Raw genomic sequence first — 22174 nt, 5'->3', positions numbered from 1 at the left:
GGGGGCAAAGGATTTTGAGAGGGCCTCAAATCCCTTCGCCGGCGTTATCCGGATCAGGTTCGACGGGTATTTTCTCAGCCCATACGCTTTATCTTCGGGTTGCTTCCGCGCTAACCGCGCGTTGAAGCAACTTGAATGAGATTGCGTATGTTTATTAGCACCCCGTTGAGAACGGCAGTTAGTGTAATGATTTTGTCAGCGGACTGAAAGCATTACGGCTCCGGCGGCGCGAACCACGCGGATTTAAAGTCAAACCAGCCGAGCGTGTTCATGCGTACGCCGCGCATACTGCGCTGCCCCTGGATCATCAGCCAGTGGTGAATGAGCGGCACCACGGTTTGATTGGCCAACAGCTGCTGGCTCCAGGTCGCCGGATTCAGCTCACCCGCGCGCCAGCGAGCGGCGTCCTGCTCCCAGTCGATGGGGATACAATTGCGAATCAGGGGAACTTCATACAGCCAGGCAAACAGGGAGAAATCGATCGGCAGCGTAAAGTTGGCGCTGTTGAGCCATACGTCGCTGACCACCTCACCGCGGTGCCACTCCTGATACTCCAGTTCCTGGATCTCCAGCTTAACCTGATGCTCGGCCAGCAGCGTCGCCATGATCCCGCCCATCACGCGATGCTCGACGTGGTCCTGGTAGTAGGTCAGCCTGACCGTTTCAAGACCGGGCGGTTTTTCACAGGCGTGGCTGCGCGCATGATGCCAGCGGGGCAGCAGGCCATACGCCGGGAACCAGTTGCCCTGATAGTGCTCACCCGCGTGATAGAGCAGATTAGCGGGCTGGAATACATAGCTTAGCCACTGGCGTACCGCGCTGTTCGCGCCGAGCGGGCTACGGGCATCGAACAGCAGGTAATAACACCCCTCTTCCAGACGGCTTTCCACCGCCTTTTCGCTTTGCGTGGTGCCCTGTAACGTTAACCCACCGTTGGGCTCTTCGCTGATTTCCGGCAGAACCCAGACGTTCACTTCATCGATCAGCGCCCGGTAGCCGAAATAGTCGTCGAAGGCGTGAATTTTGAGCTGGTTCTGATTATTACGCACAACCGAGTATGGCCCTGTCCCCACGGGGATGCTGGAGAAATTCTCCATCGTTCGCCACTCATGCGGAAGGATCATGGCCGGTACCTGACTTAACAACCACGGTAGCCAGCGATCGGGTTGGCTGAGATGAATGTCGAGAGTCCAGGCGGTGGGGGAGTCGATACGCTCGATGTGAGAGAAGAGCGGCAGCGTGTTACTGCGCTGCAGGGAGGCGATGACATCCTCCATCTCCAGCTCACGCCCATGGTGAAAATGAATGCCTGGACGCAGAAAAAAACGCCAGTGGGTCGGCGCGATCTGCTGCCAATGGTGAGCAATATCGGCTTCCAGTTCCCCATTTTCCTCATTTACTCGCGTCAGGGCGCTAAAAATCTGCCGGGCAATATGGGTTTCCGAGCGGCGCAGCGCGCTGCCGGGCAGCAGATTTTTCATCGGCCGGTAGTAGAGCACGCGCAGGATATGCCGACCCTGGCGAAAGCTGCGGCCTAAATGGGAAACCAGCATTTGGCGGACGGCGGCTTTATCGCCAACCAGCTGCACCAGCTGATCGATTCTGTCCTGCTCCAGCAGATCTTCCGCCCTCTGCTGCTGCAGCGCGAGACCGGTATAGAGAAAAGCGAGCCGGGAACGCTTGCCGCGTCCGGCCTCCGCCTCCCAGGTCAGCCAGCCGCGCGCCTCCATCATGTTGAGTAAGGTACGCATATGACGACGCGAGCAGCTTAGCATCTCTGCCAGTTCATTCAGCGTTGTCTCCTGCGACTTGCCGTCGCAGCACTGCCACAGGCGGATGAACTGCTGTTGTAAACGACCGGAAGACATAAAAGGGGAACTCCTGATAAAAACTCAGCAATTTATTACTTCCTATATTAAGTCAATAATCAACGTCGATGAAGCGAGGAGGTGAATATGATGGGGTCAACCATTAAACAGTTCTACCAACGCTACTTTTCTGCGACGCAGGATGCGTCATGGCTGGCCCGCCTGATGGCAGGAAGACAGCAGGAAATTCTCGGCGAACTGATGCAGTGGGGAGTTACGTCGCAGGCCTCTGATCATTGACTTGCAGACATCATGTGTGACTGAGTATTGGTGTTATACTCGTCGTCTTTCAAGCTGCAGGTGCGTTGGCTGCGCCCGCTCGCCCAGGTCACATAGTTATCTATGTTCCCAGGGACTTACGTTCTGGCCGCCTGCCCGCAACTCGAAATCCATAGAGTATAGAATCACCCGCCAGCAGAAAACTTCTGCTGGCTTTTTTCGTTTTCTTCGCGTGCTTAAGGATATTTCATGCTGTGGTTAATGACGATGGGTCGACGTCTTAACGGCGTTTACGCCGCTTTTATGCTTGTCGCTTTCATGATGGGAATCGCAGGCGCGCTGCAGGCGCCGACGCTCAGCTTATTTCTCAGCCGCGAAGTGGGCGCGCAGCCTTTCTGGGTAGGGCTATTCTATACGGTTAACGCCATTGCCGGCATACTGGTCAGCCTGGCGCTGGCTAAGCGCTCCGATAGTCGGGGCGATCGCCGACGGCTGATTATGTTTTGCTGCCTGATGGCGGTGGGAAACGCGCTGCTGTTTGCTTTTAATCGCCACTATCTGACGCTGATTACCTGCGGGGTTATGCTGGCCTCCGTGGCGAATGCCGCGATGCCGCAGCTTTTTGCTCTCGCGCGGGAATATGCTGATAGCTCGGCGCGTGAAGTGGTGATGTTCAGTTCGATAATGCGTGCGCAGCTCTCGCTGGCATGGGTTATTGGCCCGCCGCTGGCCTTTATGCTGGCGCTGAACTACGGCTTCACCACCATGTTTTCGATTGCTGCCGGGATCTTTGTTATTAGCCTGGCGCTGATTGCCTTCAAGCTGCCCTCGGTCGCCCGCGTTGAACAACCCTCGGAAGGCGCTGAAGTTCTGGTACAGGCCGGAGGATGGCACGATAAAAACGTACGCATGCTGTTTATTGCCTCGACGCTGATGTGGACCTGCAACACCATGTATATCATTGATATGCCTTTGTGGATCAGTAGCGATCTTGGCCTTCCCGATAGCCTCGCGGGGATTCTGATGGGCACCGCCGCCGGGCTGGAGATCCCGGCGATGATCCTGGCGGGCTATTACGTTAAGCGCTGGGGGAAACGCAAGATGATGGTGACTGCGGTGGCGGCGGGCGTGCTGTTTTATATCGGTCTGATTCTGTTTCACGACCGCGTGGCGCTGCTGGTGTTACAGCTGTTTAATGCCGTGTTTATCGGCATTGTTGCCGGCATTGGCATGCTGTGGTTTCAGGATTTGATGCCCGGACGGGCGGGCGCCGCGACGACGCTGTTTACCAACAGTATCTCTACCGGGGTGATTCTGGCCGGGGTGATTCAGGGCGCACTGTCGCAAAGCTATGGGCACGCCAGCGTCTACTGGACAATTGCCGCTATCTCGCTGGTGACGCTATTTATGACCAGCCGGGTGAAAGATATCTGATTGTCGTTACCGCCCCGGCTGGCTACCGGGGCAGCGTCCCGGCGGGTTATTTCAACACGATCCTTTTTATATCGCCGATAATAAAAATATAAGCGATAACGCCAATCAGCGCGGTTAAACCGATATAAATCAGCGCGTAGAAAAAATTACCGGTCATGGATATGATGACCCCGATAATTAACGGGGTAATAATTGATGCCATATTTGCGCAGAAGTTGAAGATCCCTCCGGTGAATCCGCCCATGTTTTTAGGCGCAATGTCTGAAATAAGCGTCCAGCCGAGTCCAACCATGCCCTGACCAAAAAAAGCGATCGACATAATAATAATAACAGCGGTGTTACTCTCGACCCAGTTAGCAATGATGATGCAGCTCGAAAGCAGCAGCCCGGAAATAATGGGTAGCTTTCTGCTAATATTTACGGAACAGGTTTTCTTTAAGATTTTATCGGATACCCAACCGCCGAAAAAGATACCGATAGCCGCGGCCAGGAACGGCCAGGAGGCGAAGAAACCCACGTGAAGCCACGGTAAATGGCGTTCGTTAGCCAGATAAGTGGGGAACCAGGTCAGGAAGAAAACCAGCGTGGTGTTACCGGCAAACTGCCCCAGGCTGGCGCCGATAATCTGTCGGCAGCACAGCAGGCGTTTGGCATCGGGCCAGTTAAACGGGATATTTTCATCGGCGCTAGCCGTATTTTCTACGCCGATATATTCCAGCTCTGCTTTATTTGCAGTCTTTGATTGATGCGGTTCATGATAAAATTTCCACCACACAAAAGTGAATGCAATGCCCAAACCGCCGGTCAGGAAAAATAGCGTTCTCCAGCCATGATGCTCCAGAATTAAAAAAAGTAGCGGGGAGAATGCGGCCAGCCCAATATATTCACCGACGGTGTAAGTCGCCGTTGCCCGAGCGCGTTCATGCTGGGGAAACCATTTACTCACGACCCGACTATTCACCGGAAAGCAGGGGGCTTCGCTGATGCCTAAACCTAATCGCAGCAGCAGCAATGATTTTAAGCCTACGGAAAAGCTTTGTAATAGGGTAAAGGTTGACCAGAAGAAAATAGAAAGCGCGTAAGTTAATTTATTACCGAAGCGATCTAAAAACATTCCCCCGGGAATTTGCGCCAGCGCGTAGGTCCAGGCGAAAGCGGAAAAAACGATACCCATCATCGCCGGGTCGATATGGATTTCGCTCGTTAACTTAGGTGCAACAATACCTAAAATAGTACGATCGAGATAATTTATCATCGTCCCGATCGATAGTAACATTAAAATTACAATTCGCGTTTTAGTTCGCTTTTGCGTGGCCGACGGCAAAATCGGCCGTTCCTGAGCATTGAGTGTCCTCATAGAGAGTTCCTTTAAAGTTTAAAATATTTTTGCATGTATTTATGCATGCAGAAATACTCTGCTTAAGTATTGACTCTATCGATGATTGGTCATGCCTTGTTACCCCTGGAACGAAATGGTAAAACAATATTTGATATGACTCCGATATTTCTCCTTTCCGGCTCATCATAGATAGCTTGTATGGTATATTAAGCACATTAGTTTTATTTTTATATTATACGAGCAAAAATAATGAACCTAAAGCAACTTTATTATTTTAAGCGACTGGCAGAAACTGAGCATTACACTGAAGCTGCCTCCAGCCTTTTTATCACCCAACCGTCCCTCAGCCATGCCATATCTGAACTGGAGAAAGAGCTGGGAGTGGCGCTATTTGCCAGGAAAGGGCGCAATGTCAAGATTACGCAGAATGGTAGGCGCTTTCTGCCCTACGTGGAAGATGCGCTGGCCTCGTTAGAAAATGGCCGTATGACGTTGCAAAAAAATAGCGCTGAGAACAAAGAAAATATTCGCATTGCATTTATTTATACCATGGGCGAATATGTTGTTCCGCAGTTAATTAACAAATATTCGCTGTCACCATCTCGTCACAATGTGACATTTTCTTTTACTCAGGGAACCTCGTTAACCCTTCTCCAGGAACTGAAAGCCGGAAAAAGCGATCTGGCTATTTGTTCCTATATTGCGGATGAACCGGATATTGACTTTATTCCTATTATTCAACAAGAACTGGTCGTAGTGACGGCAAAAGATCATCCTCTGGCCAGGCTTTATGAAAATGAAGTCGACCTGGTGGAGACGATCCACTACCCCTATATCTATTTTTCAGAAAATAGCGGTCTGCGACCTTTTATTGATAACGTGTTTATGCAGCAAAAACTAGTTCCGGATATTGCCTGCTACGTTGATGAGGATACGGCGATGGCGGGGCTGGTTAGTATTGATTACGGTATTGCGATTATGCCGAGAATTTCCGCGCTGTCGTATTACAACGTGCATATCCTGACGATCAAAAATGCCATTCCTCCGCGTTATATCTATCTGGCGACCATGAAGGAGCGGGTACTTTCCCCGGCCATTCAGTCATTTAAAGATGTCATTATTAATGACAGCCAAAAAATCAGATAACAAGATGCCCGGAGGGTGACCTCCGGGCGATGGTTTCATCAGGAAAGAATATCCATCAGCTCACGCAGCTGGGTAATGGCGATTTGCCCTGGCGCAGAAGCCTGACCGACGGTGCCAAAGGTCATTGCTGAACCGAACAAACGGCCGGTTACCCGGCTCACGCCGCCGGATTTACCCATCGACATCGTGATTAATGGGCGAGTGGCATACTTCTCTTTCATCGTCAGCGTTGCCGAAAGCAGGGTCAGAACATCTTGCGGCGACTGTGGCATAACCGCGATCTTCGGCAGGTCAGCACCAAGATCCTGCATGCGACGCAGACGGTAGATGATATCTTCCTGAGCTGGCGTTTTATGAAAATCGTGATTGCTCATGATAACTTTAACGCCCGCAGCGTGGGCATCGCTCACCAGCGAGCGAATTTGCGCTTCGTCGTTGAACAGCTCGATATCAATCACGTCGGTCAGACCGCTAACGGCCGCCTGGCGATTCAGCTCAAAATAGGCTTCGTCGCTGATTTCCGTTTCGCCACCCTCTTTTTTGCTGCGGAAGGTAAACAGCAGAGGAATCTCTTTCAGCAGCTGGCGAATTTCGCCCAGCGCCAGCAGAACCTGCTCAGTTTCTCTGACCTGGGTGAAGTGATCGACGCGCCATTCGATAATATCGGCTCCGGCGGTAGCCAGCGCGCGTGCGTTAGTCTGCAGCTCGGCAAGCGTTTTGCCGATCAGCGGTACGCAGATTAAGGTTTCCCCTTCCTGGAAGGTGATGTTTTTTACTGTTACTGCTTTAGTCATGTTGGTATCCATTATTCTTTTTGTCATTGACCATCAGGCGGTTGCTGCAACGCGGGATGTTTTTGCAGCGGCGCGAACCTGAAGCTGACGATAACCGATGTACAGGGCGATCACAAAGCCGACGATAGCGATCAGAAGATCGAACCACATAATGCTGGCGATACCAATCTTCGACAGTTTTGCCGTAATTAGCGGGATCGTAAAGCTGGCCAGACTTCCTGCGGTATAAAAGATCCCGGTGGCTTTGCCTTTCCCGTTCGGAAAGCTCATGGCCATGATGGTCGCGCCTATCTGCAGCACGCCGCCTGCGGCGGCAAAGCCGATGATAAAGGCAAAGCCGGTCACAATCATTGGCGTCGGGAACAGGCAAACGATCAGCAGTGAAATCATCGACAGGAAAGTGTAGATGATCATAGCGACGGCTGAGCTGAATACCTCTTTAACAAATGCCGCAGTGACAAATACGCAGGTCAGTGAACCGGCAGTATAGACGCTCAAGAGTTTAATAGCCGACTCGTGAGGTATGCCTGCAACGAACTCGCCGTACTGCGCTAACCACTGGCTTACCAGATAAAAAGTCGCCATACCGATATAACCGTACAGGGTAAAGATGACCATATCCAGTTTGCCGGCGTCCGCCTGCGGAGCGGCGGCGGCAGTCACTGATTTCTCTGCGGTTTCCTTTTTCGCCCGATGATCCGGGAAAGGCATTTTTATCAGGTAGACCGCGCTCAGGATCATTAATGCTGCAGCGATGATAAACGACCACCCGTACCACATATTCGCCCATATCAGCGCACCGATAATGAACGGCAGCAGGAACTGCCCGGCAGAGACAAAGGCTTTGATCAACACATTAGCCCGGCTGGCGGAGTTAGGGAAAGACTCCATCAGCGCCGGATAGGTACCGGAGTCGAGGAAGCTGTTCGCCAGGCCCGCCATAATGCCGCAGCAGTAGGCCAGATAGATGTTTTTCGTCAGCAGAATACCGAGGAAGAACACCACATAACTGGCTATGCCGAGATAGATAAAGGGTTTACGACCAAAACGGTCGGACAGGAATCCTGTCACGATCGTGGCGAGCTTACCGATCCCGAGCGACGAGATAACGATGGAGACGCCGGCAGCGTCGGTTCCCCATTGTTCCTGCAGATTCGCCATATTGAGGGTAATTAACAAAACCCCCATACCGTGGATCAGATAGTTAAGATATAGCCCAGCTGCCGTTGGGACATATTGATTTTTCATCGCGCCCATCCTTAGAACAGGATATTTTTGACGTGTTCAACCGGCATTTCTTTGCCTGTCCAGATTTCAAAAGCGCGCGCGCCTTGCCAGAGCATCATCCCCAGACCGTTGATGGTGCGGCAGCCTTTTTTCTCAGCCACTTCCAGCAGATAAGTTTTGCGCGGGTTGTAGACCACGTCAGAAACGATCAGGTCCGGGCGCAGGAAGCTGTCGTCAGGCAGCAGCATCTGGCCTTCAAACGGTTTCATCCCCACGCCGGTGGCGTTGGTCAGAATGACGCTGCTGTCGATTTCCGCGCGCAGTTTGTCATGATCGTCCAGATCGAACAGGTGGATCTCGCAGTTGGTGTTATTACGGATTTTGGCAACGGTCTGTTCTGCGTTGGCGAAGAATTTATCTTTGCGGTTGAAGATGGAGATCGCTTTGACGCCATCAAGCGCGGCCTGAACGCAGAGCGCGGTTGCCGCACCGCCAGCGCCCAGAACGGTCATCTTTTTGCCGATGATATCAATGCCTTCTTCTTTGAGCGCGCGCATATATCCGGTGCCATCGGTGATATGGCCGGTCAGGACGCCATTGTCGTTCACCACGGTATTCACCGCGCCAACCAGTTCTGCCGCCGGCGAGAGTTTGTCCAGATACTGGCAAATCTCCGTTTTGTTCGGCATGGAGACGTTACAGCCGCGCAGTTTTAATGCACGAAAACCCTGTACGACATCTTTCAGCTCTTCATTACCTACTTCGAACGCCAGATAAACGTAGTCCAGTCCCAGATGGGCAAAGGCTTCGTTATGCATAGTCGGCGACATGCTGTGACGAATCGGGGTCGCAATCAGGCCAATCAGCTCGGTGTGTCCAGTAATACGTTCTGCCATGATAAAGTCCTCAATATGTTAGAAATGGAATTTTTGTCGATTCGCGGTTGCCGAGAGCGCCCATATCTTCGAGGGTGTCCAGCACGTTGCGCCCTTCGCGCACGCCATCAATGATTCGCCGGGCCATCAGGCTGTCGCCGATGTTCATTATTTTTACGTTATTGGCTCTGGCCCATTGTTCAATCTCAGTGAGACCGGCGGTATTGGCGCGCATTCCCAGGCAGACGAAGCCGTAATCAAAAGGAATGTCAAAGGTGCCATCCGCATTTTTAACGGTGAAATGCGTTGGGGTGACGGCAACCAGCTGCGTACGCATGTGCTGTTCCACGTGATGTTCATCGAGCATGGTCAACATGGCATTTTTAGTAATGATGTCCAGGTCGCGTCCCGGCGCGTCCTGCATCTCGATAAGCACGGCGCTGGCGCCGCGCGCGGAGAAGTATTCAATAACATCCAGACCTACGGCGCCTGCGCCGACGACAGCGATGCGTTTACCTGTAGCATCGGCAAACTGGTCCAGATGATGAATCATGTTGGTGATGGAGAAGACGTTTCCGCCTTCGACATCGATGTTCTCGCGCAGTCCTTCAATTGGCGGCAGCAGAGGAACTGAACCGGTTGCGTTGACGATTAAATCCGGGCGAAGAGCGGAAACGGATGCCACGGTGGCGCGCTTGCCGACCTGCAGCATCAGGTTATCGAGCGAGGCGATACGGTTTTTCATAAACTGCGGAAAATCGGCGATACGCTTTTTCTCCGGCAGCAGGGAGATCTCGCTGGCCAGTCCGCCGATGCTGTGCTTCTCTTCCAGCAGCCAGGTATGGCAGCCGACTTCCGCCGCGGTGCAGGCCGCTTCCATTCCCGCCGTACCCGCGCCGATAACCACGACGTTGGTATCGCGGATAACGCGCTGCTGTTTATAGGCATCGCCGTGGATAATATCCGGGTTAATCGAGCAGCGCAGAGGGCGGGAGCGGGCGATGCGGTGATCCGCGCAGCCGATGTTGCAGGAGATGCATTTCCGCATCAAACGCTCGTTACCGCTCTGCACTTTTTGTACCCACTCCGGCTCGGCGATCAGTCCGCGGCCAATGGCTATCAGGTCAGCATCGCCGCTGGCGATAATATCTTCAGCGACTTTCGGGGTACGGATATTGCCGGCAATTACCGTTGGCTTGTGGAATTTGTCGCGTACCGCACGGGAGAGATAGCGCTTCCAGCCATCTTCCAGAGACATCTGGTCAATCTGGAAATTCAGGTTGTCGTTTTGCGCGGCGGAGACGTTGATAATATCGACTTTCTCCTGGCACAATTCGAGGATCCGCAAGGAATCTTCGAGCGTATTCCCGCCCTCCAGGAAGTCATCGGCGCTAATACGCAGGCTGACCGGGAAACGCGGACCTACGCAGGCGCGTACCTTATCGACGATTAAGGTTAATATTCTGGCGCGATTCTCTACGCTGCCGCCAAATTCATCGGTACGCTTATTAAACAGCGGTGATAAAAACTGACTAATTAAATAAGAGTGGCCGGCGTGAATTTCCACACAGTCGAAACCAGCGCGGCGAACGCGCTCGGCAGCATCACCAAACTTATCGACGGCATGATATATCTCGTCGTGCGTCATCGGACGGGGAATATTACCGTTCTTTTTGGACGGCGTGCTGGAAGAGGAAAGCGGCATTTCGCCGTTCAGGCGATATGCATAGGCCGATGCGCCAGCGTGGTTTAATTGAATACCGACGCAGGCGCCGTGTTTATGTAAGGTTTCGGTTAATTTGAACAGGCGCGGAATATACTGATCGTTATCGATACGCAGCTGGGTTGTGCCATTAGAAGCGAATGGAAAATCGATACAAATATTCTCGATAGTGATGAGTCCTGTGCCGCCCCGCGCGCGTAGCTCATAGTAGTCAATCTGTTCCTGAGTGACTTCACCGTTCAGGCTCGCCAGGTTGGTCCCCATTGGCGGCATAATGATGCGGTTTTTTATTGTCATCCCGTTAATGGTCAACGGGGAAAAAAGATGGGGGTAGTGGCTCATATGCTCTCTCCACTGGATGCCTGATGGCCGCTATTGGGCGATCCTGGCCGGTCCAAAGTTAATATTTCTCTGTGGGGAAAGATAACGAGGCGTCCAATAGAAAAATAATGCTTTTTTTTGCGTGGAGCTATAGGGGGACTCTATGGGATTAACATTCGATTCACATATTCATGTTTTTATCTTAAATATTTCAATCGAATTTTTACTTGTACTTGTGGAATGACACAAAAAAAGTAGGGGAATGATTGAATAGATGCCCAATTGATAATGATTTATTTTTTTATCGGCAAAATTTTCTATCTATCAAATCAGTCTGGATATTATATATGTGCGCTAGATCTCATTTTCATCGGCAGAAAAAAGCCCGGATGTTCGTCCGGGCTGAGATAGCAATGGCGGTTCGCCTTAATTCATAAAAGCCGGCAGTTTTTTCTCATAGGCCGAGATGGCCTCTTCGTGCTGCAGGGTCAGACCGATGCTGTCCAGGCCGTTAAGCATGCAGTGGCGGCGGAAAGCGTCAATTTTAAAGCTCCATGATTTATCGCCAGCTTTCACGACCTCGGCTTGCAGATCGACTTCAAACTTAATGCCGGGCTGAGACTGGACCAGCTTAAAGAGCTCATCAACCTGTTCTTCGCTCAGCGTGACCGGCAGCAGCTGATTGTTAAAGCTGTTGCCATAGAAGATATCGGCGAAGCTGGGCGCGATGACGACTTTAAAACCGTAATCGGTCAGCGCCCACGGCGCATGCTCGCGGGAGGAGCCGCAGCCGAAGTTTTCTCGCGCCAGCAGGATAGAGGCGCCTTTATACTCCGGAAAGTTCAGCACGAATTCCGGGTTAGGCTGTTCGCCTTTATCGTCCAGGAAGCGCCAGTCGTTAAACAGATGGGCGCCAAAACCGGTACGCGTGACTTTCTGCAGAAACTGTTTTGGAATGATTGCATCAGTATCGACGTTCGCGGCATCCAGCGGAACCACCAGGCCGGTATGTTGGATAAATTTCTCTGCCATGAGGGTTTCCTTATTTCAAGCTACGGATATCGGCGAAATGACCGGTAACGGCCGCCGCGGCTGCCATGGCCGGGCTAACCAGATGGGTGCGCCCGCCGCGGCCCTGACGGCCTTCAAAGTTACGGTTGCTGGTGGAAGCGCAGCGCTCGCCCGGATTCAGGCGGTCGTTGTTCATCGCCAGGCACATAGAGCAGCCGGGTAAACGCCACTCAAAACCGGCTTCAATAAAGATTTTATCCAGACCTTCCGCTTCGGCCTGCGCTTTCACCGGGCCGGAACCTGGGACGACCAGCGCCTGAACGCCCGGCGCCACTTTACGGCCTTTAGCGATCTCGGCGGCCGCGCGTAAGTCTTCGATGCGCGAGTTGGTGCAGGAACCGATAAAGACTTTATCAATCGCTACTTCGGTTAACGGTACGCCAGATTTCAGCCCCATATAGGCCAGCGCTTTTTCCGCGCTTGCGCGCTCTACCGGGTCGTTGAACGATGCCGGATCCGGGATGATGTCGGTGACGGATATCACTTGCCCTGGGTTGGTGCCCCAGGTGACCTGCGGAGCAATATCTTCCGCCTGCAGCGTGACAACGCTGTCAAACGTCGCGCCATCATCGGTAGTCAGGGTCTTCCACCAGGCGACGGCTTCGTCAAAATCCTGGCCCTTCGGCGCGTGCAGACGGCCTTTCACGTAATCGAAGGTGGTTTGGTCAGGCGCCACCAGGCCCGCTTTCGCGCCCATTTCGATCGCCATATTGCACAGAGTCATACGGCCTTCCATGCTTAAATCACGGATGGCTTCGCCGCAAAATTCGACAACATGACCGGTGCCGCCGGCGCTGCCGGTTTTACCGATAATCGCCAGAACGATATCTTTGGCGGTGATGCCCGGGGCTGCTTTACCCTTGACCTCAATCTTCATGGTTTTGGCGCGGCCCTGCTTCAGCGTCTGCGTTGCCAGAACGTGCTCGACTTCGGAGGTGCCGATACCGAATGCCAGCGCGCCGAATGCGCCATGGGTTGCCGTATGGGAGTCGCCGCAGACGATGGTCATGCCCGGCAGGGTCACACCCTGTTCCGGCCCCATCACGTGCACGATGCCTTGGTAAGGGTGATTCAGGTCATACAGTTCAACGCCGAACTCTTTGCAGTTTTTAATCAACTCCTGCATCTGGATACGCGCCATTTCGCCGGACGCATTAATGTCTTTAGTTTGCGTCGATACGTTGTGATCCATCGTGGCGAAGGTTTTACCCGGCTGGCGTACCGGACGTTTATGGGCGCGCAGGCCGTCAAACGCCTGCGGCGAGGTCACCTCGTGAACCAGATGACGGTCAATGTACAGCAGCGGGGTTTCGTTTTGCGCTTCATAAACGACGTGAGCATCAAACAATTTTTCGTATAACGTCTTCGCCATGATTACACCCCTTCAGCGACATAGCGGGCAATGATATCGCCCATTTCATCGGTACTGACCGCCGCCGCACCGCGCGCTAAATCGCCGGTACGTACGCCTTCTTCTAATGCGCGGTTGATCGCGTTCTCAATCGCAGTGGCCGCGTTGTCGGCATCCAGGCTGTAGCGCAGCAGCAGCGCCAGCGAGAGGATCTGCGCGATAGGGTTAGCGATGTTTTTGCCGGCGATATCCGGCGCGGAGCCACCTGCTGGTTCATATAAACCAAAGCCTTGCTCGTTGAGGCTGGCTGACGGCAGCATGCCCATCGAACCGGTAATCATGGCGCATTCGTCAGAAAGGATGTCGCCGAAAAGGTTGGAACACAGCAGAACGTCGAACTGAGACGGATCTTTAATCAGCTGCATGGTGGCGTTGTCGATGTACATATGCGACAGCTCAACGTCAGGATACTGCTTACTGATTTCACTAACGATTTCACGCCATAAAATAGAGGACTGCAGGACGTTAGCCTTATCAATAGAAGTCACTTTGTGACGACGTTTACGGGCGGATTCGAAGGCAATGTGCGCGATACGCTCAATCTCGAAGCGGTGGTATACCTCGGTATCAAATGCTTTTTCATGCTGACCGCTACCTTCGCGACCCTTCGGCTGGCCAAAGTAAATGCCGCCGGTCAGTTCACGCACGCATAAAATGTCGAAGCCGTTGGCGGCGATATCGGCGCGCAGCGGGCAAAACTCTTCCAGCCCCTGATACAGCTTAGCCGGACGCAGGTTGCTGAATAATTTAAAGTGTTTCCGCAGGGGCAGCAGCGCACCGCGCTCCGGCTGCTCAGCGGGCGGCAGATGCTCCCATTTCGGTCCGCCAACGGAGCCGAACAGAATTGCGTCAGCCTGCTCGCAGCCTTCAACGGTAGACTGAGGCAGCGGAGTGCCCTGACGATCGATGGCGATACCGCCAACGTCATGCTGGCTGGTGGTAATGCGCATATCAAAACGGTTGCGAACGGCTTCCAGTACTTTCATTGCCTGGTTCATGACTTCCGGGCCAATACCATCACCTGGTAAAACAGCAATATGGTAATTCTTCGACATTACACGGTTTCCTTATTGTTCTCTTTATTCTGAGCTTTGCGTTGCAATTCTTTTTCGACTTCAGCGGCGCGCCAGATATTGTTCAGGACGTGAACCATCGCTTTCGCGGAGGATTCCACGATGTCCGTCGCCAGGCCAACGCCGTGGAAGCGGCGGCCGTTGTAGTTTGCCACGATGTCCACCTGGCCCAGCGCATCCTTGCCCTGACCCTTGGCGTTCAGGTCATATTTGACCAGCTCAACCTCATAGCCGGTGATGCGGTTAATCGCCTGGTAGATGGCGTCAACCGGCCCGTTGCCGTTGGCGGCCTCAGCTTTGGTTTCTTCGCCGCAGACCAGCTTCACGGAGGCGGTTGCGATGTCGCTGGAACCGGACTGCACGCTGAAGTAATCCAGACGGAAATGCTCCGGTTCTTCCTGCTGTTTGTTAATAAAGGCTAACGCTTCCAGGTCATAGTCAAATACCTGGCCCTTTTTATCCGCCAGCTTCAGGAACGCTTCATACAGGTGATCCATGTTGTAGTCGCTGTCCTTATAGCCCATCTCTTCCATACGGTGTTTCACCGCCGCGCGGCCGGAGCGGGAAGTCAGGTTCAGCTGTACCTGGTTCAGACCGATAGATTCTGGCGTCATGATTTCGTAGTTTTCGCGATTCTTCAGCACGCCATCCTGGTGAATACCGGAAGAGTGGGCGAAGGCACCGGTACCGACGATCGCTTTGTTGGCGGGAATCGGCATATTACAGATCTGGCTGACGGTCTGGCTGGTACGCCAGATTTCCTGGTGATTAATGCGGGTGTGCACATTCATAATGTCTTTGCGCACTTTAATCGCCATAATCACTTCTTCCAGCGAGCAGTTACCCGCGCGCTCGCCGATGCCGTTCATTGCGCCTTCAACCTGGCGAGCGCCGGCATGGACTGCGGCGAGGGCGTTACCCACCGCGATACCCAAATCGTCATGGGTATGGACGGAGATAATGGCTTTATCGATATTGGGAACGTGTTCGTACAGGCCGGTTATGATATTGGCGAATTCGAACGGCATGGTGTAGCCGACGGTATCAGGGATATTGATGGTCGTTGCGCCGGCATTTATCGCGGCTTCGACGACGCGGGCCAGATCGGCAATCGGCGTACGGCCAGCATCTTCACAGGAAAACTCAACGTCGTCAGTGTAGTTGCGGGCGCGCTTAACCATATAGATAGCGCGTTCAATCACTTCATCCAGATTACTGCGCAGCTTGGTCGCGATGTGCATCGGCGAGGTGGCGATAAAGGTATGAATACGGAAGGCTTCCGCGACCTTCAGCGATTCCGCCGCAACGTCGATATCTTTTTCAACGCAGCGGGCCAGCGCGCAAACGCGGCTGTTTTTGATGGTGCGTGCGATGGTTTGCACGGATTCAAAATCGCCCGGGGATGAAACCGGAAAACCGACTTCCATCACGTCAACGCCCATCCGCTCCAGGGCCATAGCAATCTGCAGTTTCTCTTTCACACTCAGGCTGGCTTGTAACGCTTGTTCACCGTCGCGTAAGGTCGTATCGAAAATAATGACTTGCTGGCTCATGGTTTAGATCCTTGGTCTGTGTCCTGGCGCCTTGCTAGCGAGCATAAAAAAACCCGCGCATTGGCGCGGGTTTTATAGTCTTGCTGGAAGATGACTTAACGATGAACGTCGCCCAACAGCCTACCGCGCAAAATGGATGCGTTTAGTAGTAGTAGGCTGAGAAAGCGAATGCTGCGAATCATTGCGTCATGCTCCAGATGAAATCGTTATGCTTTTAGAGTTACTGGATATGGGTTTTGATGTCAACCCCCGGGCGTAGAAAACGTCTTTTTACCTAACAGGCGCATTAGCTAATTGTGCTGACGATCGCGCTTTTTGGCCGATGATCCTTTTTTGGACATTACTTCATGTTGAGTTATTTTCACCATTTGATAATTTTTATTTTCAATCGAATCTTCATGGATATCGCTGTCGCGCAGGATGATATCCTGATGAAAATTATAAGCTTATTTGTTTTATGAATGTGTTTGTGAATATGATGGTTCATTATCAATGATAATAAAATGTGAAGTTTAAGGATGGCTTAAGCTGATATTTTAATAATGCTTAAGTTAAAGTTAACCACTGCTGTTATTGTTTATTTTTGATATTTATGGGTACACTTGATTTTATCAAGTAAACAATATGGTTTAAGTGGTCGCGGGTACTTTCAAATGCAGACTTTTCGTCGCCACTCATAACCTTGATATATTCCTAAAATTCATCTTTGCCCTTTTGTAAATGTCATATGCATGATAAATGATATTCTGAGAATTAATTACTGCACTTTGGCAAAGGGAATTTAGCGTGACAGTGGAGTTAAATATGTTAAATGAAGGTACTGAATATAAGTCGACCTCTGAGGTAGAAAACACAAAACCCCAGCTGCGGATGGTCGACCTCAATCTGTTAACCGTATTTGATGCGGTAATGCAGGAGCAAAATATCACCCGTGCGGCGCACTCTCTGGGAATGTCCCAGCCGGCGGTCAGCAATGCGGTCTCGCGCCTGAAAGTGATGTTTAATGATGAGCTGTTTGTTCGTTATGGGCGCGGCATCCAGCCTACGGCGCGGGCTTTCCAGCTATTTGGTTCCGTACGGCAGGCTCTGCAGCTGGTGCAAAACGAATTACCGGGCTCGGGCTTTGAGCCGCTCAGCAGCGAGCGGGTCTTTAATTTATGCGTGTGCAGCCCGCTGGATAACGCTTTAACTTCGGTTATTTTCAACAAAGTTGGCGAGATTGCGCCCAACATTCATTTGGTCTTTAAATCGGCATTGAATCAAAACACGGAACATCAATTACGCTATCAGGAAATTGAATTCGTTATTGGTTATGAAGAGTTTCGTCGTCCTGAGTTTGCCTGCGTACCTTTATTTAAAGATGAAATGGTACTGGTGGCAAGTCGCAAGCATCCGCGTATTTCCGGTCCGCTGATGGAAAATGATATTTATCAGGAGGAGCACGCCGTTGTCGCTCTTGATCGTTACGCATCATTTAGTCAGCCATGGTATGACACTGCGGATAAACAGTCTCGTATTGCCTATCAAGGCAACGCAATGGTTAGCGTATTAAACGTTGTTTCCCAAACCAATATGGTCGCTATCGCGCCGCGCTGGCTGGCCAGCGAGTTCGCCGATAAGCTGGATTTGCAAATATTACCTCTACCGTTGAAGGTCAATAGCCGTACCTGCTATCTCTCCTGGCATGAAGCGGCAGGCCGCGATAAAGGCCATCAGTGGATGGAAGAATTGCTGGTGAGTATCTGCCAGCGCTAAACTGTCGCAATACAAACGGGGGCTTCGGCTCCTGCTTTGTGTGACAAAAATCACTAAATGCAGAATTTTATTCTGTTTGCATTGTTCGGTAACCAACGCGGTCAGATAAAAAATGGATGATTTGCTGCTGTTGGTTATTTTCCCCGAGCATTGACTATCATATTTTCTTATCGCCGAAGTTTTTCACCGTGTTTTACCTGCGAATCTTTCTTTTATTCTTTTAATGCCGGTCAAGCGCCGACGCTCGCCAATTGCCTGCCCGTAAGCGAGCAGTTATGGTAACGGCATGCAGTCTATTCATCTCAATGCGAAGCTATTGCGCTTCGTCTTGTGCGAGCGCGCGGAAATCGGATTCCGCTGTCGTTAAAAACAATAAGCCGGGAGGCAAACCATGGAGATGTTGTCAGGAGCCGAAATGGTCGTCCAGTCGCTGGTCGATCAGGGCGTCAAGCAGGTGTTCGGTTATCCCGGGGGCGCGGTCCTCGATATCTATGATGCGTTACACACCCTTGGCGGAATCGATCACGTTCTGGTCCGTCATGAGCAAGCGGCCGTTCATATGGCGGATGGTCTTGCTCGCGCAACGGGCGAAGTCGGAGTGGTACTGGTGACCTCGGGCCCGGGGGCGACCAACGCCATCACCGGCATTGCGACGGCTTATATGGATTCCATCCCGCTGGTGATTCTTTCCGGCCAGGTCGCGACCTCCTTAATCGGTTACGATGCTTTCCAGGAGTGCGACATGGTTGGCATCTCCCGACCGGTGGTAAAGCACAGCTTTCTGGTTAAGCAAACCGAAGATATTCCCGGCGTACTGAAAAAAGCGTTTTGGCTGGCCGCCAGCGGGCGCCCTGGTCCGGTCGTCGTGGATTTACCGAAAGATATTCTCAACCCGGCTAAAAAACTGCCCTACAGCTGGCCGGATACGGTTAGCATGCGTTCTTATAATCCGACGACGTCCGGTCATAAAGGGCAGATTAAGCGAGCGCTGCAGACGCTGATAGCGGCAAAAAAACCGGTCGTTTATGTAGGGGGCGGGGCGATCAATGCGCAATGTGAACCGCAGCTGTACGCGCTGGTTGAGAAACTGAAGTTACCGGTAGCTTCATCGCTGATGGGGCTGGGCGCTTTCCCTGCGTCGCACCAGCAGGCATTAGGGATGCTGGGCATGCATGGGACCTATGAAGCCAATATGACCATGCACAATTCCGACGTGATTTTCGCCGTTGGCGTGCGCTTTGACGATCGTACGACGAATAACCTGGCCCGCTACTGTCCGAACGCTACGGTGCTGCATATTGATATCGATCCGACTTCGATATCCAAAACCGTTCCTGCCGACGTGCCTATTGTGGGTGACGCTCGCCTGGTGCTGGAACAGATGCTGGAGCTGCTCGAACACGAGGAGACACAGCAGCCACTCGATGAAATTCGCGACTGGTGGCAGCAAATTGAACAGTGGCGCGCGCGTCACTGCCTGCAATACGACACGCAAAGCGGCAAGATTAAACCGCAGGCGGTTATTGAAACGATCTGGCGGCTGACTAACGGCGATGCGTACGTAACGTCCGACGTCGGTCAGCATCAGATGTTCGCCGCTCTCTATTATCCTTTCGATAAACCGCGGCGCTGGATCAACTCGGGTGGTCTGGGAACCATGGGGTTCGGCCTTCCTGCTGCGCTTGGCGTGAAGATGGCGCTGCCGGAAGAGACGGTCATTTGCGTCACCGGCGATGGCAGTATCCAGATGAATATCCAGGAGCTCTCCACCGCGCTGCAGTACGAGCTGCCGGTGCTGGTGCTGAACCTGAATAACCGCTACCTCGGGATGGTGAAGCAGTGGCAGGATATGCTCTATTCGGGCCGCCATTCGCAATCCTATATGGAGTCACTGCCTGATTTTGCCCGCGTAGCGGAAGCCTATGGCCATGTGGGCATTCGTATTAGCGACCCGCAGGAACTGGAAGCGAAACTCGCTGAGGCGCTGGCGCAGGTGCGTAACAATCGACTGGTTTTTGTCGATGTGACGGTTGATGGCAGTGAGCATGTATACCCTATGCAGATCCGCGGCGGCGGTATGGACGAGATGTGGCTGAGCAAAACGGAGAGGACCTGATTATGCGCCGGATATTATCAGTATTACTGGAGAACGAATCGGGTGCTTTATCCCGCGTGATCGGCCTCTTTTCCCAGCGTGGTTATAATATTGAAAGTCTGACGGTAGCGCCGACGGACGATCCGACGCTCTCCCGCATGACGATTCAAACCGTTGGTGATGAGAAAGCCATTGAGCAGATCGAAAAGCAGCTGCATAAGCTGGTCGACGTTCTGCGCGTTAACGAGCTTGGGCAATGCGCGCACGTAGAGCGTGAAATTATGCTGGTGAAAGTGCAGGCGAGCGGCTATGGACGCGATGAGGTGAAACGCAATACGGAAATCTTCCGCGGGCAAATTATCGATGTCACGCCGTCTATCTATACTGTTCAACTGGCGGGAACCAGCGACAAGCTGGATGCGTTTTTGGCTTCTCTGCGCGACGTGGCGCGAATTGTTGAAGTCGCCCGCTCGGGCGTGGTTGGTTTATCTCGCGGTGACAAAATCATGCGTTGAGCCCTGAAACTGACGTAAAAATAGCCCGACACAGCGTGCCGGGCTATTTTTTTGCGAATTCGGTGGGAACTGTGGACTAAAGCGGTTGCTGCGCTTACTTTTCTGCGCTTAGATGTTATAAAAACGAGCTCGTACCTGAAGAATGGTTATGTTCTGTACTTATTACCCAAGGGGCAATTGTGAAACTGGATGAAATCGCCCGGCTGGCCGGCGTCTCGCGAACGACCGCTAGCTATGTGATTAATGGTAAAGCGAAGCAGTATCGCGTTAGCGATAAAACTGTTGAGAAGGTGATGGCGGTCGTTCGTGAGCACAACTATCACCCCAACGCGGTTGCTGCAGGCTTGCGTGCAGGACGTACGCGTTCTATCGGTTTGGTTATCCCGGACCTGGAAAACACCAGCTATACGCGCATCGCTAATTACCTGGAGCGTCAGGCGCGCCAGCGCGGCTATCAGCTATTGATCGCTTGCTCCGAGGATCAGCCGGATAACGAAATGCGCTGTATTGAGCATCTGCTGCAGCGACAGGTCGACGCGATTATCGTTTCCACCTCATTACCGCCTGAACATCCGTTCTATCAGCGCTGGGCTAACGATCCTTTCCCGATTGTCGCCCTCGACCGCGCTCTCGATCGAGAACACTTCACCAGCGTAGTTGGCGCCGATCAGGATGATGCCGAAATGCTTGGTGCGGAGCTGCGTAAGTTTCCCGCTGAAACGGTGCTGTATCTCGGCGCTTTGCCGGAGCTTTCCGTGAGCTTCCTGCGCGAGCAGGGATTCCGTACGGCGTGGAAGGACGATCCCCGAGAGGTACATTTCCTCTATGCAAATAGCTATGAGCGAGAAGCCGCGGCCCAGCTTTTCGAAAAGTGGCTGGAAACTCATCCGATGCCTCAGGCGCTATTTACAACTTCATTTCCGTTACTGCAGGGGGTGATGGACGTCACGCTGCGCCGGGAAGGGAAGCTGCCTTCTGAACTGGCCATTGCCACTTTTGGCGATAACGAGCTGCTGGATTTCCTCCAGTGCCCCGTTTTGGCCGTGGCTCAGCGCCACCGCGATGTCGCGGAACGCGTGCTGGAGATCGTGCTCGCCAGCCTTGATGAACCGCGGAAGCCCAAACCGGGTTTAAGCCGCATACGGCGCAACCTTTATCGTCGCGGCAGCCTGAACCGTCGCTGAGCGCAATACCAGGATTATTCGTAGCAAATTCGCCAGACGGAGACGCGTCTGGCGATAATCTGGATAAATGACGTAAAAATTGCAGGGTTAAGGATCTTTCAGACAAATCCTTAATCTTCCTGACATCTCTTTTAATTCTATTCTTAGCGCCATTTATTTAGCGGTTTAATTAACCGATAAAAGGATTAGCGTATTTATTTGTATTATTTTGTTACATTCGGCGGATGAGTTGCTGAATTAACACTCATTTCCTCACGCTTATGCTCGCCAAAAGCGCTGTACCCCGCAGTAAGAGAGCCTCCCCAATGAAAACTGGTGCTGTTAACGGTCATCAGAATGGCCTAAAATGCCGCTCGCGTCGCAAACTGACACTTTATATTTTCCCTCAGAAGATATTTTGCTGCTTTTAACTGTTACAAGTTTGTTGGTTGTTTTCTTACCGATATTCATAACGTTAATTTGCCTCGTTTGTTGGTTGATTTTTCCTCAGGGCGAATATCGGCTGTAAATAATGGGTTTTTGAGCTCTGTTGGCATTCGTGCTGGCTTGACAAGCTTTTCCTCCGCTCCGT

General features: G+C 52.3%; 18 protein-coding genes and 1 riboswitch. Of the genes, 7 read left to right on the top strand and 11 right to left on the bottom strand.

Annotated features, from left to right (window positions below; translation table 11 throughout):
- Positions 1–12: 12 nt before the first annotated feature.
- Positions 13–175: riboswitch (TPP riboswitch) on the bottom strand.
- Positions 176–212: 37 nt separating this feature from the next.
- The gene (sgrR, locus tag K2184_RS17935) at positions 213–1868 is read right to left on the bottom strand and encodes an HTH-type transcriptional regulator SgrR (protein WP_064398314.1); all 1656 of its coding nucleotides are present in this window, start codon (positions 1866–1868) and stop codon (positions 213–215) included.
- An 87-nt stretch (positions 1869–1955) separates the two neighbouring features.
- Between sgrR and sgrT the strand changes: the two genes are divergently transcribed.
- The gene (sgrT, locus tag K2184_RS17930; RefSeq protein WP_004108171.1) at positions 1956–2108 is read left to right on the top strand and encodes a glucose uptake inhibitor SgrT; all 153 of its coding nucleotides are present in this window, start codon (positions 1956–1958) and stop codon (positions 2106–2108) included.
- 228 nt (positions 2109–2336) lie between these two features.
- Positions 2337–3521, top strand: coding sequence for a sugar efflux transporter (locus K2184_RS17925; protein WP_004108168.1), 1185 nt, complete (start codon positions 2337–2339; stop codon positions 3519–3521).
- Positions 3522–3567: 46 nt separating this feature from the next.
- Here K2184_RS17925 and K2184_RS17920 read toward each other — a convergent pair whose 3' ends face one another.
- Positions 3568–4878, bottom strand: a complete 1311-nt coding sequence (locus tag K2184_RS17920) for an MFS transporter (RefSeq protein WP_163524563.1) — start codon at positions 4876–4878, stop codon at positions 3568–3570.
- Between the two features lie 231 nt (positions 4879–5109).
- Between K2184_RS17920 and K2184_RS17915 the strand changes: the two genes are divergently transcribed.
- Complete coding sequence (locus K2184_RS17915; RefSeq protein WP_004108162.1) at positions 5110–6006, top strand: LysR family transcriptional regulator; 897 nt, start codon at positions 5110–5112, stop codon at positions 6004–6006.
- 38 nt (positions 6007–6044) lie between these two features.
- On the opposite strand, the gene aroD is transcribed toward K2184_RS17915, so the two are convergent.
- From aroD to leuL, 9 genes are all read right to left on the bottom strand, one after another.
- Positions 6045–6800 (bottom strand): type I 3-dehydroquinate dehydratase, encoded by a 756-nt coding sequence (gene aroD / locus K2184_RS17910; RefSeq protein WP_004108159.1) that lies wholly within the window; start codon positions 6798–6800, stop codon positions 6045–6047.
- Positions 6801–6833: 33 nt separating this feature from the next.
- Entirely contained in the window at positions 6834–8048 is a 1215-nt protein-coding gene (locus K2184_RS17905) for an MFS transporter (RefSeq protein WP_004108157.1), read from the bottom strand.
- A gap of 11 nt (positions 8049–8059) precedes the next feature.
- Positions 8060–8923 (bottom strand): shikimate dehydrogenase, encoded by an 864-nt coding sequence (locus tag K2184_RS17900; RefSeq protein ID WP_004108154.1) that lies wholly within the window; start codon positions 8921–8923, stop codon positions 8060–8062.
- A gap of 10 nt (positions 8924–8933) precedes the next feature.
- On the bottom strand, positions 8934–10967 hold the full coding sequence (locus tag K2184_RS17895; RefSeq protein WP_004108151.1) for an oxidoreductase: 2034 nt from the start codon (positions 10965–10967) through the stop codon (positions 8934–8936).
- A 405-nt stretch (positions 10968–11372) separates the two neighbouring features.
- Positions 11373–11978: a 3-isopropylmalate dehydratase small subunit gene (leuD, locus tag K2184_RS17890; RefSeq protein WP_004108149.1), complete on the bottom strand. Its 606-nt coding sequence runs from the start codon at positions 11976–11978 to the stop codon at positions 11373–11375.
- A gap of 10 nt (positions 11979–11988) precedes the next feature.
- A complete protein-coding gene (leuC, locus tag K2184_RS17885; protein ID WP_004108147.1) occupies positions 11989–13389 on the bottom strand; it encodes a 3-isopropylmalate dehydratase large subunit in 1401 nt (466 codons plus the stop codon).
- 2 nt (positions 13390–13391) lie between these two features.
- On the bottom strand, positions 13392–14483 hold the full coding sequence (gene leuB, locus K2184_RS17880) for a 3-isopropylmalate dehydrogenase (protein ID WP_004108145.1): 1092 nt from the start codon (positions 14481–14483) through the stop codon (positions 13392–13394).
- Positions 14483–16054, bottom strand: a complete 1572-nt coding sequence (gene leuA, locus K2184_RS17875) for a 2-isopropylmalate synthase (RefSeq protein WP_004108142.1) — start codon at positions 16052–16054, stop codon at positions 14483–14485. The genes leuB and leuA overlap by 1 nt, the downstream gene beginning before the upstream one ends.
- Positions 16055–16149: 95 nt before the next feature.
- Complete coding sequence (gene leuL, locus K2184_RS17870) at positions 16150–16236, bottom strand: leu operon leader peptide (protein ID WP_009654551.1); 87 nt, start codon at positions 16234–16236, stop codon at positions 16150–16152.
- A 604-nt stretch (positions 16237–16840) separates the two neighbouring features.
- Here leuL and leuO point away from each other — a divergent pair.
- From leuO to cra, 4 genes are all read left to right on the top strand, one after another.
- Complete coding sequence (leuO, locus tag K2184_RS17865; protein ID WP_097365569.1) at positions 16841–17809, top strand: transcriptional regulator LeuO; 969 nt, start codon at positions 16841–16843, stop codon at positions 17807–17809.
- Between the two features lie 391 nt (positions 17810–18200).
- A complete protein-coding gene (gene ilvI / locus K2184_RS17860; RefSeq protein WP_004108124.1) occupies positions 18201–19925 on the top strand; it encodes an acetolactate synthase 3 large subunit in 1725 nt (574 codons plus the stop codon).
- A 2-nt stretch (positions 19926–19927) separates the two neighbouring features.
- A complete protein-coding gene (gene ilvN, locus K2184_RS17855) occupies positions 19928–20419 on the top strand; it encodes an acetolactate synthase small subunit (RefSeq protein WP_024273724.1) in 492 nt (163 codons plus the stop codon).
- 179 nt (positions 20420–20598) lie between these two features.
- Positions 20599–21603, top strand: a complete 1005-nt coding sequence (gene cra, locus K2184_RS17850) for a catabolite repressor/activator (protein WP_004098577.1) — start codon at positions 20599–20601, stop codon at positions 21601–21603.
- Positions 21604–22174 lie beyond the last annotated feature (571 nt).

The organism is Klebsiella sp. K5-306 (genome assembly GCF_051835185.1).
Taxonomy (GTDB): Bacteria; Pseudomonadota; Gammaproteobacteria; order Enterobacterales; family Enterobacteriaceae; genus Klebsiella; species Klebsiella oxytoca.
Note: the sequence above shows the minus strand (reverse complement) of the source record. Positions and strands in the feature narration are given on the sequence as shown.